General features: G+C 67.1%; 21 protein-coding genes. 17 read left to right on the top strand and 4 right to left on the bottom strand.

Features of this window, described 5'->3' with window-relative positions:
* Together BDI24065_RS40940 and BDI24065_RS01645 are read left to right on the top strand one after the other, a co-directional pair.
* The coding region (locus BDI24065_RS40940; protein WP_368040765.1) for an NfeD family protein at nt 1-150 on the top strand (150 nt) is incomplete at its 5' end.
* Nucleotides 147-920, top strand: coding sequence for a slipin family protein (locus BDI24065_RS01645; protein ID WP_089475357.1), 774 nt, complete (start codon nt 147-149; stop codon nt 918-920). The genes BDI24065_RS40940 and BDI24065_RS01645, both read left to right, overlap by 4 nt.
* 34 nt (nt 921-954) lie before the next feature.
* Here the strand turns inward: BDI24065_RS01645 and BDI24065_RS01640 are convergent, their stop codons facing one another.
* Nucleotides 955-1185 carry a hypothetical protein gene (locus tag BDI24065_RS01640; RefSeq protein ID WP_254609645.1) on the bottom strand — a complete coding sequence of 77 codons (231 nt, stop codon included), beginning with the start codon at nt 1183-1185 and terminating at the stop codon, nt 955-957.
* Nucleotides 1186-1536: 351 nt separating this feature from the next.
* Between BDI24065_RS01640 and BDI24065_RS01635 the strand changes: the two genes are divergently transcribed.
* The 6 genes from BDI24065_RS01635 to BDI24065_RS01610 all read left to right on the top strand — a co-directional run bounded on the left by BDI24065_RS01635 (nt 1537) and on the right by BDI24065_RS01610 (nt 6901).
* Nucleotides 1537-2436 (top strand): M24 family metallopeptidase, encoded by a 900-nt coding sequence (locus BDI24065_RS01635; RefSeq protein ID WP_175029700.1) that lies wholly within the window; start codon nt 1537-1539, stop codon nt 2434-2436.
* Nucleotides 2437-2481: 45 nt separating this feature from the next.
* The gene (locus BDI24065_RS01630; protein ID WP_175029699.1) at nt 2482-4269 is read left to right on the top strand and encodes an SDR family oxidoreductase; all 1788 of its coding nucleotides are present in this window, start codon (nt 2482-2484) and stop codon (nt 4267-4269) included.
* 30 nt (nt 4270-4299) lie between these two features.
* Nucleotides 4300-5205 carry a metal-dependent hydrolase gene (locus tag BDI24065_RS01625; RefSeq protein ID WP_175029698.1) on the top strand — a complete coding sequence of 302 codons (906 nt, stop codon included), beginning with the start codon at nt 4300-4302 and terminating at the stop codon, nt 5203-5205.
* A 78-nt stretch (nt 5206-5283) separates the two neighbouring features.
* Complete coding sequence (locus BDI24065_RS01620; protein ID WP_089441866.1) at nt 5284-5571, top strand: hypothetical protein; 288 nt, start codon at nt 5284-5286, stop codon at nt 5569-5571.
* Nucleotides 5572-5822: 251 nt separating this feature from the next.
* Nucleotides 5823-6200 carry a DUF2917 domain-containing protein gene (locus BDI24065_RS01615; protein WP_175029697.1) on the top strand — a complete coding sequence of 126 codons (378 nt, stop codon included), beginning with the start codon at nt 5823-5825 and terminating at the stop codon, nt 6198-6200.
* 326 nt (nt 6201-6526) lie between these two features.
* Complete coding sequence (locus BDI24065_RS01610) at nt 6527-6901, top strand: DUF2917 domain-containing protein (protein ID WP_175029696.1); 375 nt, start codon at nt 6527-6529, stop codon at nt 6899-6901.
* 160 nt (nt 6902-7061) lie between these two features.
* On the opposite strand, the gene BDI24065_RS01605 is transcribed toward BDI24065_RS01610, so the two are convergent.
* Nucleotides 7062-7340: a hypothetical protein gene (locus tag BDI24065_RS01605; protein WP_011354312.1), complete on the bottom strand. Its 279-nt coding sequence runs from the start codon at nt 7338-7340 to the stop codon at nt 7062-7064.
* 783 nt (nt 7341-8123) lie between these two features.
* Between BDI24065_RS01605 and BDI24065_RS01600 the strand changes: the two genes are divergently transcribed.
* Nucleotides 8124-9425: an NCS2 family permease gene (locus BDI24065_RS01600; RefSeq protein ID WP_175029695.1), complete on the top strand. Its 1302-nt coding sequence runs from the start codon at nt 8124-8126 to the stop codon at nt 9423-9425.
* A gap of 240 nt (nt 9426-9665) precedes the next feature.
* Here BDI24065_RS01600 and BDI24065_RS01595 read toward each other — a convergent pair whose 3' ends face one another.
* A complete protein-coding gene (locus BDI24065_RS01595) occupies nt 9666-9956 on the bottom strand; it encodes a DUF1488 domain-containing protein (RefSeq protein ID WP_039366385.1) in 291 nt (96 codons plus the stop codon).
* 240 nt (nt 9957-10196) lie between these two features.
* Complete coding sequence (locus BDI24065_RS41460; RefSeq protein ID WP_368040764.1) at nt 10197-10472, bottom strand: DUF2964 family protein; 276 nt, start codon at nt 10470-10472, stop codon at nt 10197-10199.
* A 288-nt stretch (nt 10473-10760) separates the two neighbouring features.
* Between BDI24065_RS41460 and BDI24065_RS01585 the strand changes: the two genes are divergently transcribed.
* The 8 genes from BDI24065_RS01585 to BDI24065_RS01550 all read left to right on the top strand — a co-directional run bounded on the left by BDI24065_RS01585 (nt 10761) and on the right by BDI24065_RS01550 (nt 16217).
* A complete protein-coding gene (locus BDI24065_RS01585; RefSeq protein WP_175029694.1) occupies nt 10761-12665 on the top strand; it encodes a sigma-54-dependent Fis family transcriptional regulator in 1905 nt (634 codons plus the stop codon).
* A gap of 82 nt (nt 12666-12747) precedes the next feature.
* Nucleotides 12748-13050, top strand: a complete 303-nt coding sequence (locus BDI24065_RS01580) for a 2Fe-2S iron-sulfur cluster-binding protein (protein WP_175029693.1) — start codon at nt 12748-12750, stop codon at nt 13048-13050.
* 58 nt (nt 13051-13108) lie between these two features.
* Nucleotides 13109-13603 carry an SRPBCC family protein gene (locus tag BDI24065_RS01575; RefSeq protein ID WP_175029692.1) on the top strand — a complete coding sequence of 165 codons (495 nt, stop codon included), beginning with the start codon at nt 13109-13111 and terminating at the stop codon, nt 13601-13603.
* Nucleotides 13604-13695: 92 nt separating this feature from the next.
* Nucleotides 13696-14073, top strand: coding sequence for a DUF2946 domain-containing protein (locus tag BDI24065_RS01570; RefSeq protein ID WP_175029691.1), 378 nt, complete (start codon nt 13696-13698; stop codon nt 14071-14073).
* 300 nt (nt 14074-14373) lie between these two features.
* On the top strand, nt 14374-14739 hold the full coding sequence (gene copC, locus BDI24065_RS01565; protein ID WP_175029690.1) for a copper homeostasis periplasmic binding protein CopC: 366 nt from the start codon (nt 14374-14376) through the stop codon (nt 14737-14739).
* 97 nt (nt 14740-14836) lie between these two features.
* Nucleotides 14837-15283 carry a copper chaperone PCu(A)C gene (locus BDI24065_RS01560; RefSeq protein ID WP_174943139.1) on the top strand — a complete coding sequence of 149 codons (447 nt, stop codon included), beginning with the start codon at nt 14837-14839 and terminating at the stop codon, nt 15281-15283.
* A 31-nt stretch (nt 15284-15314) separates the two neighbouring features.
* Nucleotides 15315-15488, top strand: coding sequence for a hypothetical protein (locus tag BDI24065_RS01555; RefSeq protein WP_166895179.1), 174 nt, complete (start codon nt 15315-15317; stop codon nt 15486-15488).
* Between the two features lie 99 nt (nt 15489-15587).
* Complete coding sequence (locus BDI24065_RS01550; RefSeq protein WP_175029689.1) at nt 15588-16217, top strand: LysE family translocator; 630 nt, start codon at nt 15588-15590, stop codon at nt 16215-16217.
* Nucleotides 16218-16219: the final 2 nt, after the last annotated feature.

Raw genomic sequence — 16219 nt, 5'->3', positions numbered from 1 at the left:
GTGCGCAGCGAGCGCTGGCGCGTGGCCAGCAGCGCACCGCTTGCCGCGGGCTGCCGCGTGCGCGTCACCGGCCGCCACGGGCTGCTGCTCACGGTCGCCCCGCTCTACGACATGCCGGTGCAAGAACAACACCAAGGAGAACCTTCATGATCGGTTTCACGTTCGGCTTCAGCAGCATCCTGATCGTCTTCGTCGTGGTACTCATCGCGTCGTCGATCCGCATCTTCCGCGAGTACGAGCGCGGCGTGGTGTTCATGCTCGGCCGTTTCTGGAAGGTGAAGGGGCCGGGGCTCGTGCTGATCATCCCGATCGTCCAGCAGGTCGTGCGGATCGACCTGCGCACCGTCGTGTTCGACGTGCCCGCGCAGGACGTGATCACGCGCGACAACGTGTCCGTGAAGGTCAATGCGGTCGTGTATTTCCGCGTGGTCGACCCGGAGAAGGCCGTGATCCAGGTGGCGCGCTTCTTCGAGGCAACGAGCCAGCTCGCGCAGACGACGCTGCGCGCGGTGCTCGGCAAGCACGAACTCGACGCGCTGCTCGCCGAGCGCGAGCAGTTGAACGCCGATATCCAGAAGACGCTCGACGCGCAGACCGATGCGTGGGGGATCAAGGTGTCGACGGTCGAGATCAAGCACGTCGACCTGAACGAGACGATGATCCGCGCGATCGCGCGGCAGGCCGAGGCCGAGCGCGAGCGGCGCGCGAAGGTGATCCATGCGGAAGGCGAACTGCAGGCGTCGGAGAAGCTGCTGCAGGCCGCGCAACGGCTCGCGCTGCAACCGCAGGCGATGCAGCTGCGCTACCTGCAGACGCTGACGACGATTGCCGCGGACAAGAACTCGACGATCGTGTTTCCGTTGCCGGTCGATCTGCTGGGGGCGTTGCTGGAGCGGTTGGGGGGGAAGCGGGAGGGGTGAACGCACGCAGCCCATCGTACGTCGACCGCCTCCCCTAGGCCGCCGATGCCAGGATGGCGTCAATCAGTTCGGCCCCCCCTTCGATGTCCTCGTTACCCACGAATCGGGAAACTTCCATGTGTCCGTCATCGAACACGTCGATCTCGATACGCTGTCCCACGACTGTCACGGAAACGAGAATGGTGTCGGGACGATGGCGACTGAGCGCATAAGCCACATGTGCGCTTTCCAGCTTCGTCAGCAGGTCAAAAATCGGATGAGTCATGCCGGATCCTGTTTCCTGAATCGGTTGTCGTTGAGCAGTTTAAGTGCATTGCAGCACGGAAGCCGGCCGGTCCCGAGCGCTTCTTGCGGTACTCCAGAACGATCAACAAGTGTCATCGGAGCATCCAGTGCGGCACCAGGCTGGCCACGATCACGGTGCCCCGACTCTAGAGCTTCCCCTCCATTTCCCCCTTCCATTAGGACAAATCCTCACCTCTGGGGGCTGGCGCGCGTCCCGGAACCGTCTATGATCATTACATCATTCAATGACACATTAAATGCTGACTGAATAACCCGCGACGGTGACGCCGGCGGGCGCGTTCCGGATCAGCGCCCCAAACGGAGACGCGCCATGGCCGACCACCACCCGCTGCCGGAAGTCCACCTCGACGAGCTGCCGCAATTTCGCGCGGTCCAGCAGCTTGCGTACCGCTGCGTCGAAACCGTCGGCGCGATGCTCTACCCCGGCATCACCGAAAAGGAAGCCGCGCGCCTGCTGACCGAATGGCTGCAGGACAACGGCGTGCACGACTGGCTGCACAAGCCGTTCGCGTGGTTCGGCGATCGCACCGCATTCGAAGGCTTCTCGGGCCTCAAGCACATGGGCGGCTTCAATCTCGCGTTCTTCCCGAGCAACCGCCAGCTCGAGACCGACATGCCCGTGATCCTCGACGTCGCGCCGGTGCTCGACGGCATCGTGGCCGACGTCGGCTACGCGCACTGCCTCGGCCACAACCCGATCCTCGAACAGCTGCAGGACGACCTGATGGACCACCGCGACATGATCGTGCGGCTCGTGAAGGAGCGCCGCTCGATGGCCGAGGTCGCGCAGGAAGTCGACGCGCTGTGCCGTCGCCAGGGCGTCGAGCCGCGCCACAAGGCCTATCCGTTCAAGGTGCTCGCGCATCGCGTGGCGAAGATCCACAAGCTGTCGAAGCCGCGTTTCGTCGCGCGCTTCGGGCTGAACGCGACGCGCAACCTGCTGCTCGACCAGGGCCGCGCGGCGAAACAGCAAGGCTGGTCGCCGCTGTGGTCGATCGACCGCCGCTCCGAGCATGCGCCCGTGCCGGGCCTGTGGGCGGTCGAGCCGCATCTCGGCTTCGCCGGCGTCGGCGCGAAATTCGAAGAGCTGCTCGTCATCACCGAAGACGACGCGTACTGGCTCGACGAAGACCTGCCGCACGTGCGCCGCTGGCAGCGCCGCCAGGCCGAGCGGACGCAGGCCGTCGCGACCGTGCCGGCCGCCGCCTGACGCAAACGCGCCCCTCCTCCCGAATCCCTGAACGACGGACTCACGATGCAGCCTCTTTCCGACGAAGCGCCGCTGGCCCTGTTCGAATCGGTTCACAGCGAAACGGCGGTCGCCTCCGGCGACCTGACGCTCGCGGTCAAGACCTGGGGCGACCCGGCCCGCTCGCCGGTCGTGCTCGTGCACGGCTATCCCGACGACAGCAGCGTCTGGCAGCACGTCGCGCCGCTGCTTGCGCGCAAACACTACGTGATCGCGTACGACGTGCGCGGCGCGGGCCTGTCCGGCGTGCCGAAGCGCACCGCCGACTACCACCTCGCGAAGCTGACCGACGACTTCGTCGCGGTGATCGACGCGCTCTGCCCCGGCCGCGCCGTGCACCTGATCGCGCACGACTGGGGCTCGATCCAGGGCTGGGAATTCGTCACCGATCCGCGCCTCGCCGGCCGCATCGCGTCGTACACGTCGTGCTCGGGGCCGTGCCTCGACCACGTCGGCTTCTGGCTGCGCGAACGCGTGCTGCGCCCGACCCCCGCGTCGCTCGCGAAGCTCGGCGGCCAGCTCGTGCGCTCGTGGTACGTGTACCTGTTCCACCTGCCGTTCATCCCCGAGCTCGGCTGGCGGCTGTGGCTCGGCCGCGCGTGGCCGCGCCTGCTGCGCCGCCTCGAGAAAACGCCCGCCGCGCCGCGCCCGACGCAGGCCGACGACGGCGCGCGGGGCGTGCGCCTCTATCGCGCGAACTTCATCCGCTGCCTGTTCGCGCCGCGCGAACGCTACGCGCATGCGCCGGTGCAGACGATCGTGCCGCTCGGCGACAAATACGTGAGCCCCGCGCTGTCCGAGAACCTGTCGCGCTGGGTACCGCAGTACTACCGTCGCGAAGTCGCGGCCGGCCACTGGCTGCCGCTCGCCGATCCAACGCGCTTCGCGGATCTTGCCGGGCAACTGATCGACGCGGTCGAATCGGGCAACGAGCCGCCCGCGCTTGCAAACGCGCGCCGCCGTGCAACCAGCGGCCGCTTCAGCGGCAAGGTCGCGGTGGTGACCGGTGCGGGCAGCGGGATCGGCCGCTGCGCGGCGCTCGCGTTCGCCCGCGAAGGCGCGACGATCGTCGCGTGCGACATCGATCTCGCGAGCGCCGAACGCACCGCGCTGCTGATCGGGCTGACCGGCGCGCAAGCGCACGCGAAACGCGTCGACGTCGGGTCCGCCGACGACATGGAAGCGCTGGCGACGTGGGTCGGCAGCGACCTCGGCGGCGCGGACGTCGTGATCAACAACGCGGGCATCGGCATGGCCGGCGGCATCCTCGACACGAGCACGCGGCACTGGGAACGCATCCTGCACGTGAACCTGTGGGGCGTGATCCACGGCTCGCGGCTGTTCGCGCAGCAGATGGCCGCGCGCGGCACCGGCGGCCACATCGTCAACACCGCGTCGGCCGCCGCGTTCGGGCCGTCGCGCGACCTGCCCGCGTATGCGACGACGAAGGCCGCCGTGCTGATGCTCAGCGAATGCATGCGGGCGGAGCTCGCGGAGCAAGGCATCGGCGTGACGGCAGTGTGCCCCGGCTTCGCGGAGACCGGAATCATGGCGTCGACGCAATACGCGGGCGCCAATGCGCAGGACGAAGCGCGGCTGCGCAAGCGCGCGACGAAGCTGTACCAGATGCGCGGCCTGAAACCCGAAGCCGTCGCGCAGGCGATGGTCGACGGCGTGCTGCGCAACCGCCCCGTCGTCGCGGTCGGCGGCGAGGCGCACGCGATGCGTTTCGTCGGCCGCTTCATGCCGTGGCTCGGCCGGATGATCGCCCGCGTCAGCATGGCATCGCATTGACGGCGCATCGCGCCGCACAGGGAGACACAGATGACCGATACCGCCGACTATCACAAGATCAAGGCCCGGCACGTGAAGTTCGACTTCAGCGACACGCCGATTACGTGGGTGCCGAACGACCCGGGCAGCACGCACATCATCAACACGCTGAACCTGCTGTTCCCGGAAGGCGAGCTGTGGTTCTGCCGCGTGTACAACAAGGCGTTGCCGCTGATCGCCGATGCGCGCCTGCGCGACGAGGCCGAAGGCTTCCTGCGGCAGGAAGCCGTGCATTCGCGTTCGCACGGCGGCGTGCTCAAGCACTACTACGACCGGCACGGGATCGACACGAAGCCGTTCACGCAGAAGCTCAATCGCCTCTTCACGCGCGTGCTCGGCGAACAGCCGCTCGGGCTGAAGATCGGCCACACGCGTTTCTGGCTGCGCCAGCAGCTCGCGGTGATCGCGTCGCTCGAGCATTTCTTCGGCTATCTCGGCAACTGGGTGCTCAATGCGCACGGGCTCGACGAAGGCAAGGCCGACCCGACGATGGTCGACCTGCTGCGCTGGCACGGCGCGGAGGAAGTCGAGCACCGCACGGTCGCGTTCGACATCTACCGGCACCTGGGCGGCACCTATCCGGAGCGCTGCGTGCACATGGCGTTCGTGATCCTGCTGCTGCTCTACTACATCACGACGGGCGCGAAGTTCATGTACCGGCGCGACCCGGCCGCCGGCCGCTACCCGGGCTTCGTGCTCGCGTGGTGGCAAGGCTCGCGGCGCGGGCACCTGCCGTCGTTCTGGAAGGTGATCGGCGCGGCGCTGCGCTATTTCAAGCCGAGCTATACGCCGCACCACGAAGGCTCGACCGAACAGGCGCTCGCCTACCTCGCCCGCTCGCCGGCCGCGCAGGCGGCCGCGCACGGCGGCAACTGGGGCACGACGAAGGGCGCCTGACCGGGTTTCCTGCCGGCTCGGCGGGCGGTGCCCGCCGAAATGCGTACAATCGCGGCTTCATTTCCCGGAGGTGCCGCGATGGCCATGAAGAAAACCGATCTCGAAAAGAACAAGGCGCTCAAGCTGACGCACGCGCTGAAGCAATCCAGCTCCGCGCGTTTCGGCAAGGGTGCCGACGACGCAGCCAAGCTCGACCGCCGCGCGCAGCGCAAGCTCGACCAGGAACAGGGCCTCGTGCCGTTCGCCTGCAAGCTCAACGCCGAACTCGTCGAACAGCTCAAGGCGCGTGCGGCCACGCACCCGGAAGGGATGACGGGCCTGCTGTCCGAGCTGCTCGTGAACGGGCTCGCGCAACGCGACGCGTGACCGCCACGTATCTCGAAAATTCCGTTGACATTGCTGCGCCGGCGCGACACACTCGTTCGCATGCCTACGCTCAAGCCCGCCGCCATCGCGCATAAAACACCAGTGAACGCCAATACGTGGCGATCACCGGGGGCGCTTGTGCGTTAGCATCGAGATTCAGTTGCGCATGTCACAAGGCCTCGCCGGAAACGGATGAGGCCTTTTTGTTTTGGTGCGCGTCATTCTGCCCGGCTCAACGGATGGAGATGACGATGGACCAAGCAAGCCGGCTGGTTGTCTGCCCCGATCGGTGCCGCACCGATGCGATCGCATTGCCGCGGGTCGTGATGCAATTCACGGTCGCGCCGCGCAAGACGCTGACGTGGCGCGCGCAAAACGACGCCGAGATCCGCGTGCACGACGCGACGCTGTGGGTCACGCGGCTGGGCAGTGTCGACGATTACTGGATACGAACCGGCGACGTACTGCGCGTGCGGCGCGGCGATCGCATCTGGATGAGCACCGACGACGACCGTCCCGCCGAAGCATCGATCACGACCGCGTATGCGATGAGACGCAGCGCGTGGCTCGCGCATGTGCTCGCACGCATGCGCAGCTTGCTACGCGAGCGATGTCGAAGTCGATCTTGACGAACGCGCTGCTGCGCACTCGATACGGCTATGCAGCGGCGTCACGAAATGCCGTGCGCGCACGTCGATGCATCGCGCTCGCGTATCCCGAAAATTATCGTTGACAACGCAGTTCCACGAAGACAAACTCGTTCGCATGCCTACGTACACGCCCATCGCCGCCGTGATTCATCGATCGATGAACATTCGAAAGAATGGTTCACGGGAGGCGCGTGTGCGTTAGCAATCGAGCAGTACCGCATGTCACACAAGGCCTCACCGGAAACGGATGAGGCCTTTTTGTTCTGGTGCGCGTCATCCGTCCGGCTCACTGAATGGAGAAGACGATGGACCAGGCAAGCCCGCTGTTTGACCGTCCCGATCGGCGCCGCGCCGGCACGATCGCGTTACCGACAATCGTGATCCGTTTCGCGGTCGCGCCGCGCGCGACGCTGACCTGGCGCGCGCCGCAGGACGCGGAGCTCCGCGCGCATGGCGCGGCGCTGTGGGTCACGCGCCCGCCGTGCATCGACGACTACTGGGTGCAGCCCGGCGACGTGCTGCGCATTGCACGCGGCGAGCGCATCTGGCTCGGCACCGATGCCGACCGGTCGGCCGAAGCGACGCTCACGACCGCGTACGTGCGGCGCGGCGAACGCTTCAGGCGCACGCTCGCGCAAGTGCAACGTTTGCTCTTCGGGGCAGGCAGAAGGAGTGGATGAGCGACGCGCCGTCAGGCACGCGAGGCGCGGAACGGCCGCGACCGGAAACGGACGCACCTGCGGCGTAACGCGCCGCAGGTGCGCATCGAATGACGCGGCACGCCGGTGCGTGCCGCGAGCGATCGCGCGCCGTGCGCAGCGACAGGATGCAGCAGGTGCATCAGGTGCTGGCGGCGAGACGCGGGCCCGTGCTTCGTGGAGTGGATTCGAGGTCGGGGCGTTGCGCTGCCTGCGAGGTCACCCACGGATCGATGCCCTGCTTCTGCACCTCTTCGAGGAATGACACACGTGTACGCCAGTAATCCGCTTGTAATTTCGCGTCGATGACGCGCTGTTCGGCAGCGAACAGTTCCATGCGCGCCGTCACGAGCATCGACGCAGCGGTTTTTTCCGGCGTGGGGGCGTGTCGCATCGCCCAGCGGCTGATCCAGTTCAACATGCTGACCTCCGTTATTACGGACGAACCCGCATCGGGCAATCGCAAGCGGCCGTGCCTGCCCGAACACGCAACGGCCTTGACCGCACTTCACCGCCCGGCCTGCACGGACTGCGACTCCCCCGCGTCGGCAATTACCGGCCGGCGTGTGCATGCGCGGTGTATCTATCCTAGAAAGACTTGCCGGTTTATGCGATGGGGTCTTGCAATCTTTTACACAGAAACCACAGTCGCCCCCCCATCACGAAATGACAGTTGCGGGCGGGACGGCTTCGGCGCACGATAGCCCGATATCTGCACCCGCCTGGACTGACGAATGGCCGCTGCATGCCGCGGCCGGGCATCCGCACCGGCCGCGCACGTGCTGCCTGCCCCGCGTTCGTGCAGCATGCGGGCGCTCCGTTTCAGTCGGATGTCATCCCGCACCCGCCACACTCGATACGCCGCGCGTGCCGTCCTGCACGTTCTCGCACGCCGTTGCGTACGCATCGGCGGGCCTCGTCCGCACCTCCCGCTTCCGTTTCAGGCATTTCTTCCGGCCCGCTCCGCCCGAACCGGTAAAATGCGCGCCTTCGCCGCGCGGCCGGGCTGCCAGACCGTTCGCGGGCAGGCAGCCACGCGATCTGTCGATCGTGCCCTCCAACTATATCGTCCGAGCTATCCGCGCTATTACAATCCGCCGATAGCCGGGCAATAGTGGCTGGTTACAGTAAGCCGGCCGCGCGCTGCCTTTACAACAATTCGGCACAACAAGCAACACGACAACCCGACCGGAGAAACGCCTTCATGGAATCCATCAAGCGGTATTTCGGCTTCGCTGAAGCCGGCACCGACTTCCGCACCGAAATACTCGCGGGCGTCACCACATTCCTGACGATGGCCTACATCATCTTCGTCAACCCCGCGATCCTCGGCGACGCCGGCATGCCGAAGGAATCCGTGTTCGTCGCGACCTGCCTCGTCGCGGCGCTGGCGTCGCTCATCATGGGCCTGTACGCGAACTACCCGATCGCGTGCGCGCCCGGCATGGGCCTGAACGCGTATTTCGCGTACACGGTCGTCAAGGGCATGGGGTTCACGTGGCAGGCCGCGCTCGGCGCCGTGTTCATCTCCGGCTGCCTGTTCCTGCTCGTCACGCTGTTCCGCGTGCGCGAGGCGATCGTCAACGGCATTCCGAAATCGCTGCGGATCTCGATCACCGCCGGTATCGGCCTGTTCCTCGGCATCATCTCGCTGAAGACGTCGGGCGTGATCGTCGGCAACCCGGCCACGCTCGTCACGCTGGGCGACCTGCACAAGCACGACACGATCCTCGCGATCGTCGGCTTCTTCACGATCGTCACGCTCGACCACCTGCGCGTGCGCGGCGCGATCCTGATCGGCATCATCGGCGTCACGGTCCTGTCGTTCTTCTTCGGCGACAACCAGTTCCACGGCGTGTTCTCCGCGCCGCCGTCGATCGACGCGACGCTGTTCAAGCTCGACATCCACGCCGCGCTGTCGACCGGCATCATCAACGTGATCCTCGTGTTCTTCCTCGTCGAGCTGTTCGACGCGACGGGCACGCTGATGGGCGTCGCGAACCGCGCGGGCCTGCTCGTCGAAGGCAAGATGAACCGCCTGAACAAGGCACTGCTCGCCGACAGCACGGCGATCGTCGCCGGCTCGGTGCTCGGCACGTCGTCGACCACCGCGTATATCGAAAGCGCGTCGGGCGTGCAGGCCGGCGGCCGCACGGGCGTGACGGCCATCACCGTCGCGGTGCTGTTCCTCGCGTGCCTGTTCATCGCGCCGCTCGCCGGCGTCGTGCCGGCGTACGCGACGGCACCGGCACTGCTGTACGTGTCGTGCCTGATGCTGCGCGAAATGGTCGAGGTGCCGTGGGACGATGCAACGGAAGCCGTGCCGGCCGCGCTGACCGCGCTGCTGATGCCGTTCACGTACTCGATCGCGAACGGCGTCGCATTCGGCTTCATCGCTTACGGCGGCCTCAAGCTGCTGACGGGCCAGGCACGCTCGGTCAAGCCGATCGTGTGGATCATCGCAGCCGTGTTCCTGTTCCGCTTCTTCTATCTCGGCAGCGAGTGACGGCGGCGCTTGGGCGCGATGCATGAGGAAAAAACGCCACCTTCGGGTGGCGTTTTTCGTTTTCGCGCGATTCTTCTGCGATCCTGACGGATCGACACGCACGGACTGACCGACACTCGGGCAATCCGGGGCGGCCCGCATACGAAAATGCCGCCCGGCCCCGCCGAACGGCATTGCGTGAAAGGCAACGTCTTCGCGTGCGCAGCGCTCAGCGACGTGCGCCGCAAGACGAGCGTCGTGTCAGCCGCGCCAGTTGGCCTCGTAGAAGCGTACATAGCCGCTGCGCAGCGTCACGCATTGCGCGCGCGTCTCCGACAGCAGGCGCCGTGCAGCCGCCTCGATGCGGTCGCGGTGCTGGTCGAATGCGCCGACCATGTCCTCGAAGCGCGGCGAAGCCGCGCCGAAGTGATCTTCCAGCGCCTCGGCGGTGATCTGACATTGGACGCGCTCGCCATTCACCAACGCCGTGAACGCAAGCATCAAGTCGCGCCCCGAATACTCGGGCTTCTCGTTCGTGAAATGGATCTGCATGGGAGCCGCCTCGACCCGTAGAAAACGAATGACCGCGTCCGTCGTCCGCCACCGGCCGGACGAAATGTACGCGGGCTCGCCGGCAGAGGCGCGACGCGCGGGAGTAGGCGCGAACGATGCATGCCGGTTGATTTCCACTTTAGACGGTTTCGCGCAGGAGACAAAATTTCCGGCGTGCGTCGTTCCGACGCGCATTTCATCTGATCAGCGCGGCATCCGGCACCGTTTCGGCAACCGGCGTCAGTGAGGATCGGTCGGCCAGACGTTGAGCGCGATGGCAGCCGTCGTGGCGCCCACTGCAATCGCAGCCGCCCCGTATCGCACCGCATCGGTCAGATCGAACAGCAGCCCGTGAATCGCCACGGCGATGCCGCCCAGCATGATGAATGTGGCGATAGCCGCCAGCACGACTCTCAGTTCCGTCCGAACCATGATGCCTCTCCCGAACGGATGCATGTCGCGTCGCATGCATGTTGCAATGCGGAACACGGCGCGTGCGTGCTCCATTTCCATCATTGCAGGCGGACGTTTAAAAGCAAGGGGATTTTGTTCGCGGTCGCGCATCGTACGCGGCGCTTGTATGATGATGCGTACCCGGATGGTTGCCGTTCGCACACCGATGGTGCGCCGCACGCGAAGGCGGGAATCTGAGGAGGGTTTTGGCGCGTGTGCATGCGCCGGGAACCGGTCAATATCGACGAGCATGGGCCTGGGTAGGCGTTGAAGTGCCAACCGGGACCGACCGCGAAGCATGGGGTCCCAGCAAGCGCTGAAGCGCTAACTGGGGCCGACAGGAGACAAGTCATGCCGCAACCCTTCGTGCTGCCCGCCACCGCGGGTCGCACCGACCTGCTCGCGCAGGCGCATGCGCGTTCGACCGCGGTCGGCCTGCGCGCGCACGAACGCCCGGATTTCTCACCACTGTCGCGCATCGCGCTGCGCGAACTGCTCGACACGAATCACGCACTGTTCTCGCACGCGCGCCCGGTGATGGAGAACCTGCACGCGCAAATCGCCGACACGCAAAGCCTCGTGCTGCTGACCGACGCCGACGGCGTGATCCTGCACAGCATCGGCGACGCGGACTTCATCGAGAAAGCCAACCGCGTCGCGCTATGTACGGGCGTCTCGTGGGCGGAAGGCGCGCGCGGCACCAACGCGATCGGCACCGCGCTCGCATCGGGCCAGGCCGTCGCGGTGCACGGCGCCGAACACTTCCTGCGCGCCAATCACATCCTCACCTGCTCGTGCGCGCCGATCTTCGACCCGTTCGGCCGCACGCTCGGCACGCTCGACGTCAGCGGCGATCCGCGCGGCTCGAGCCCGCATACACTCGCGCTCGTGCGGATGTCCGCGCAACTGATCGAGAACCACCTGTTCGCGAACCAGTGCGCAGAAGCATTGCGGCTGCGCTTTCACGCGCACGAGGAATGCGTCGACTCGCTGTTCGCCGGGCTCGTCGCATTCGGCCCCGACGGCGGGCTGATCGCCGCGAACCGCAGTGCACAATTCCAGCTCGGCGCGTCGTTCGACGCACTGCAGCATCAGGCCAGCGACGCACTGTTCGGCATGCGCTTCGGCCAGCTCGCGCAGCAGGCGGCACGCGCACCCGGTGCGATGTTCCGCCTCACGCTGTCGACCGGCGTACGCGTGCTGGCACGCTGCGAATTCGCGGAAGCACACAAGACCACCATCGCCGTCACGCCGCCCGCGCCCGCCGCGCGCGTGCGCACGCCGGATCCCGACGCGATCACGTTCGCGACGCTCGACACGGGCGACGCGCGCATGGCCGCCGTGCTCGAACGCGTCGCGAAGATCCGCGGGCGCGACCTGCCGCTGCTGATCCTCGGCCAGACCGGCACCGGCAAGGAATGGCTCGCCCGGGCCCTGCACCAGGCATCGCCGCGCGCGGACGGCCCGTTCGTCGCGGTCAACTGCGCAGCGCTGCCCGATTCGCTGATCGAGGCCGAGCTGTTCGGCTATGAGGACGGCGCGTTCACGGGCGCGCGCAAGCGCGGCAGCCCCGGCAAGATCGTGCAGGCCGACGGCGGCACGCTGTTTCTCGACGAAATCGGCGACATGCCGCTCGCGCAACAGGTCAGGCTGATGCGCGTGCTGCAGGAACGCGCGGTGATGCCGCTCGGCGGCGCGCGCGCGGTGCCGGTCGACGTGCGGGTGGTCTGCGCGACCCATCGCGACCTGCGCGCAATGATCGCGGAAGGCACGTTCCGCGAAGACCTGTTCTACCGGATCAACGGGCTCGCGGTCACGCTGCCGGCGCTTGCCGCGCGCACCGACCTGCCCGCGCTCGTCGAGCGGATTCTCGCGCGGCTCGCACGCGGCGAACCGATGCCGCGCCGCATCGCGGCCGACGTGCTCGACGCGTTCACGCGCCACCGCTGGCCCGGCAACCTGCGCCAGATGACCAACGTGCTGCGCACGGCCGGCATGCTGGCCGAGGACGAAGCCGAAATCACGCGCGCCCATTTGCCTGACGATTTCTGGCTCGACTGCGACGATGCACCGGTTGCACCGGCCACCGCGATGCCGGCCGTAGCGGCCGGCACGCACGAAGGCACGACGCTGCAAAGCCATCAGGCCGCGGTGATCGATGCCGTGCTCGCGCGGCATGGCGGCAACGTGTCGGCGGCCGCGCGCGAGCTCGGTCTCGCCCGCAATACCGTGTACCGGCACCTGCGCCGCCATTGACGCCGGCGGCCGGCCGGCGCCGGCCGCCAGCCCGTTCGGGTATGCTTGGCGCGTTGCCGCCGAACCGCCACCCGCCTCCTTCATGACCGATCCGGAACACGCTCCCCTCGTACGCATCGAGCCGCTCGGCGCGACCTTCGATGCGCCCGATTCGCTCACGCTGCTCGAAGCGGCCGCGTTCGCGCGCGTGTCGCTGCCGCGCTCGTGCCGCAACGGCACGTGTCGCAGCTGCCTTTGCCGGATCGTCAGCGGCAGCGTACGCTATACGATCGAATGGCCCGGGCTGAGCCGCGAGGAAAAGGCCGACGGCTATACGCTGCCGTGCGTGGCCGTCGCGACGTCGGACCTCGTGCTCGACGTGCCCGACGCGGTCATGCTCGACTAGACGCGGCGCGCGGTCGCGCGCGTCGTCCTGCAATGCTCGATCCTGCATGGAGAACGTGATGACCCAGCAAACCGATCGCATCGAAAAACAGGCCCAGCTCAACGCATCGCCCGACCGCGTGTGGGAAGCCGTCAGCAATTCCGGCGAATTCGGCCAGTGGTTCGGCGTCACGTTCGACGGGCCGTTCGCGGCCGGCCAGCCGCTGTTCGGCCGCATCACGCCGACCCGCGTCGACGACGACGTCGCCAAGGCGCAGGAGCCCTATGCCGGCACTGTGTTCGAAATCGTCGTCGATCGCGTCGAGCCGAAGCAACTGTTCTCGTTTCGCTGGCATCCGTTCGCGATCGACCCGAATTTCGATTACTCGACCGAGCCGATGACGCTCGTCACGTTCGCGCTCGCCGCGCAGGCCGGCGGCACGCTGCTCACGGTCACCGAGACGGGCTTCGACCAGTTGATCGAAGCGCGCCGCGCGAAGGCGCGCGAGATGAACGATCACGGCTGGGCCGCACAGATGACGCTGATCACGAAATACCTGGCGAAGCGCGCGTAGCGCGCCGCCACGCCGCACGTCCGTGCCGACATCCGAAGCGACGTGCGTGGCATAATCCGCTCCATCCTCGCCCAACCGTCGCCGCGCATCGCATGCTGAGTCGTCGCCTCCGGAAGATCGGCAGTCTGATCGGGATGCTCGCCATCCTGATGACGGCGCTCGCGCCGACGATCTCGCAGGCCCTGACGACGCAGCAGCGCGTCGATACGCTGCTGGCCGGCTACTGCACGGCCGCGCCGGCCGCCGGCGAGCGCGCCGCCGATTCGGCGCAGAAGAGCCTGACGGCCCACCTCCAGGCATGCGGCTATTGCAGCCTGCTTGCCCATACACCTGCACTGCCGGCGCCCGAACTGACGTTCGCGGCCAACGTGCACGTCATTCAGCACCGCGAAGCGACCCGCTTCGAAAGCCTGCGCCGCGCGCTGCCGCTCACGGCCGCGCAACCGCGCGCCCCTCCGTTCGCGTCCTGATTCGTCGTCAACGCCCGTGATGCCATAACGCATCGCGTGGTTCGCGCGCCACCCGCGCGCGTGACGTGTCACGTTTCGAAGGACGATCATGTCTCACCGTGTTGCGCGCGGCATCGTGCCGTGCGTGCGGCTGGCTGCTTCCGGCCCGGACTGTCGCGCCGACATTCGCTCGCGGGCGAACGTCCGGCCGCGCATGTTCGCGCCGGCATCGGCCGGCATCGGTGCTGCCGCGAGGGTGCGCGTGCATCCGTCCGTCGAATCCGTGTTGCGCCATCCGATTCACCACTCGCACATTCGACCATGAACACCACTACTTTCGTTCGCGGCGCGCTCGCCGCACTCGGCTTCGTCGTCATCCAGGCCGCCCACGCCCACGCGCTCCCGAAGACGCAGGAGCCGGCCGCCGACGCCACGCTTTCGACCGCGCCGCACGCGGTCACGATCGGCTTCAGCGAAGCGCTCGAGCCCGCTTTCAGCTCGATCGCCGTCACCGACAGCCACGGGCAGTCGGTCGTCGACGGAAAATCGTCCGTCGATGCCGGCAACCGGAAACGCATGCAGGTCGCGCTGACCAGCCTGACGGCCGGCACGTATACGGTCGCGTGGATCGCGGTGGCCAGCGACGGCCATCGCACGCACGGCCACTACGCGTTCACGCTGAAATGAGATTCGCGATGCGTATCGGCGTGCCGCGCCGGTCGCGTCGCGGCCTATATCCTGCATCCACCGCATCCGCTGCATTCACCCATAAGGAGAACCAACCATGAAACGTTCGATTCCGACCGGCCTGCTGTTCGCACTGCTGGCGCTGCAAGCCCCCGCCACGTTCGCCGCGCCGGCCGTGCAGGCAGAAAACTGCTGGATCCGCGCGATGCCGGCGACCGTGCCGTCGTCCGGCTACTTCACGCTGAAGAACGACGGCGACGCCCCCGTCACGCTGACGGGCCTCGACTCGCCCGCGTACGGGATGGCGATGCTGCATGAAACGCAAACGAGCGGCAGCACCGCGAAGATGGTTCACGTCGACGCCGTCGAAGTGCCCGCGCACGGCACGGTGACCTTCAAGCCGAAGAGTTATCACGTGATGCTGGAGCAACCGCGCCAGGCCGTCGCGCCGGGCGCGAAGGTGCCGTTCCGGCTGCATTTCGCGGACGGCTCGACGGTGTCCGTGACCTGCGACGCCAAGGCGCCGACCTACGCCGGCCAGTAACGCCCACCGCCCCCGATCGAAGGAGACGCACATGAAACATCGCCTGCCGCTGGCCGACCTGATCGTCCGCTACCGGACGCCGCTGAACGTCGCCGTGATGATCGTCTGCGGGATATGGGCCGGGTGGATCGCGTGGATGACGCGGCCCGCCGCGATCGATACGCCGCCGTCGATTCCGGCGTACTGCATGCGCGACGCAAGCTGACGCGCCGCGACGGCACGGTTCCGGCGCAAACCTGCGCCAATTATTGGCGTGGCATCATCGCTTCATCCCGACCGCCGGAACCGCCTCTCGGAGCGCCACATGTCCATTCAGACCTGGATGCTGTTTGCCGCAGCCTATCTCGCCACGACGCTGTCGCCGGGGCCCAACGTGCTGCTCGTCATCCGCAACACGGTGCGCTACGGCACGCACGGCACGGCCGCGACGATCGCGGGCAACCTCGTCGCGCAAGGCGTGGTCGTGCTGCTCGTCGCGCTCGGCGTCGGCGCGGTGCTGGCCGCGATGCCGCCGCTGTTCGTCGCGATGAAGGTGGTCGGTGCCGCGTACCTGATGTTCCTGGGGGTCCGGCAATTGCGCGGCGACCGCAAGGCCGCCGCTTCGACCGGTGCGGCGGAAATCGCCGCGCCCGACCGCAGGAAACTGTTCCGCGAAGCGCTGTTCGTATCGGGCAGCAATCCGAAGACGATGATCTTCCTGTCGGCGTTCATGCCGCAGTTCATCGTGCACGACCGCCCGCTCGCGCTGCAATTCGTCGTGATGTACGCGACGATCGCGTGCACCGTCGTGGTCGTTCACAGCGTCTATTCGGCCGGCGTGCGCCGGTTCCATCGCGGCTTCGGCATGAGTCGCGCCGTGCGTGCGCTCAAGCGCGCCAGCGGGCTGCTGTTCGTCGGGCTCGGGATCAAGCTGCTGACTGCGCGGCAGGCGTAAGC

The sequence above is a fragment of the Burkholderia lata genome, from assembly GCF_902499025.1.
Taxonomy (GTDB): Bacteria; Pseudomonadota; Gammaproteobacteria; order Burkholderiales; family Burkholderiaceae; genus Burkholderia; species Burkholderia lata_C.
Note: the sequence above shows the minus strand (reverse complement) of the source record. Positions and strands in the feature narration are given on the sequence as shown.

Excerpts from the sequence above, each read along its gene's own strand:
- BDI24065_RS01605 (WP_011354312.1), bottom strand. The coding sequence starts at position 7,340 with ATGTTGAACTGGATCAGCCGCTGGGCGATGCGACACGCCCCCACGCCG.
- BDI24065_RS01610 (WP_175029696.1), top strand. The coding sequence starts at position 6,527 with ATGGACCAGGCAAGCCCGCTGTTTGACCGTCCCGATCGGCGCCGCGCC.
- copC (WP_175029690.1), top strand. The coding sequence starts at position 14,374 with ATGAACACCACTACTTTCGTTCGCGGCGCGCTCGCCGCACTCGGCTTC.
- BDI24065_RS01620 (WP_089441866.1), top strand. The coding sequence starts at position 5,284 with ATGGCCATGAAGAAAACCGATCTCGAAAAGAACAAGGCGCTCAAGCTG.
- BDI24065_RS01630 (WP_175029699.1), top strand. The coding sequence starts at position 2,482 with ATGCAGCCTCTTTCCGACGAAGCGCCGCTGGCCCTGTTCGAATCGGTT.
- BDI24065_RS01585 (WP_175029694.1), top strand. The coding sequence starts at position 10,761 with ATGCCGCAACCCTTCGTGCTGCCCGCCACCGCGGGTCGCACCGACCTG.
- BDI24065_RS01560 (WP_174943139.1), top strand. The coding sequence starts at position 14,837 with ATGAAACGTTCGATTCCGACCGGCCTGCTGTTCGCACTGCTGGCGCTG.
- BDI24065_RS01615 (WP_175029697.1), top strand. The coding sequence starts at position 5,823 with ATGGACCAAGCAAGCCGGCTGGTTGTCTGCCCCGATCGGTGCCGCACC.
- BDI24065_RS01600 (WP_175029695.1), top strand. The coding sequence starts at position 8,124 with ATGGAATCCATCAAGCGGTATTTCGGCTTCGCTGAAGCCGGCACCGAC.
- BDI24065_RS41460 (WP_368040764.1), bottom strand. The coding sequence starts at position 10,472 with ATGATGGAAATGGAGCACGCACGCGCCGTGTTCCGCATTGCAACATGC.
- BDI24065_RS01550 (WP_175029689.1), top strand. The coding sequence starts at position 15,588 with ATGTCCATTCAGACCTGGATGCTGTTTGCCGCAGCCTATCTCGCCACG.
- BDI24065_RS01580 (WP_175029693.1), top strand. The coding sequence starts at position 12,748 with ATGACCGATCCGGAACACGCTCCCCTCGTACGCATCGAGCCGCTCGGC.
- BDI24065_RS01555 (WP_166895179.1), top strand. The coding sequence starts at position 15,315 with ATGAAACATCGCCTGCCGCTGGCCGACCTGATCGTCCGCTACCGGACG.
- BDI24065_RS01575 (WP_175029692.1), top strand. The coding sequence starts at position 13,109 with ATGACCCAGCAAACCGATCGCATCGAAAAACAGGCCCAGCTCAACGCA.
- BDI24065_RS01595 (WP_039366385.1), bottom strand. The coding sequence starts at position 9,956 with ATGCAGATCCATTTCACGAACGAGAAGCCCGAGTATTCGGGGCGCGAC.
- BDI24065_RS01570 (WP_175029691.1), top strand. The coding sequence starts at position 13,696 with ATGCTGAGTCGTCGCCTCCGGAAGATCGGCAGTCTGATCGGGATGCTC.
- BDI24065_RS01640 (WP_254609645.1), bottom strand. The coding sequence starts at position 1,185 with ATGACTCATCCGATTTTTGACCTGCTGACGAAGCTGGAAAGCGCACAT.
- BDI24065_RS01645 (WP_089475357.1), top strand. The coding sequence starts at position 147 with ATGATCGGTTTCACGTTCGGCTTCAGCAGCATCCTGATCGTCTTCGTC.
- BDI24065_RS01625 (WP_175029698.1), top strand. The coding sequence starts at position 4,300 with ATGACCGATACCGCCGACTATCACAAGATCAAGGCCCGGCACGTGAAG.
- BDI24065_RS01635 (WP_175029700.1), top strand. The coding sequence starts at position 1,537 with ATGGCCGACCACCACCCGCTGCCGGAAGTCCACCTCGACGAGCTGCCG.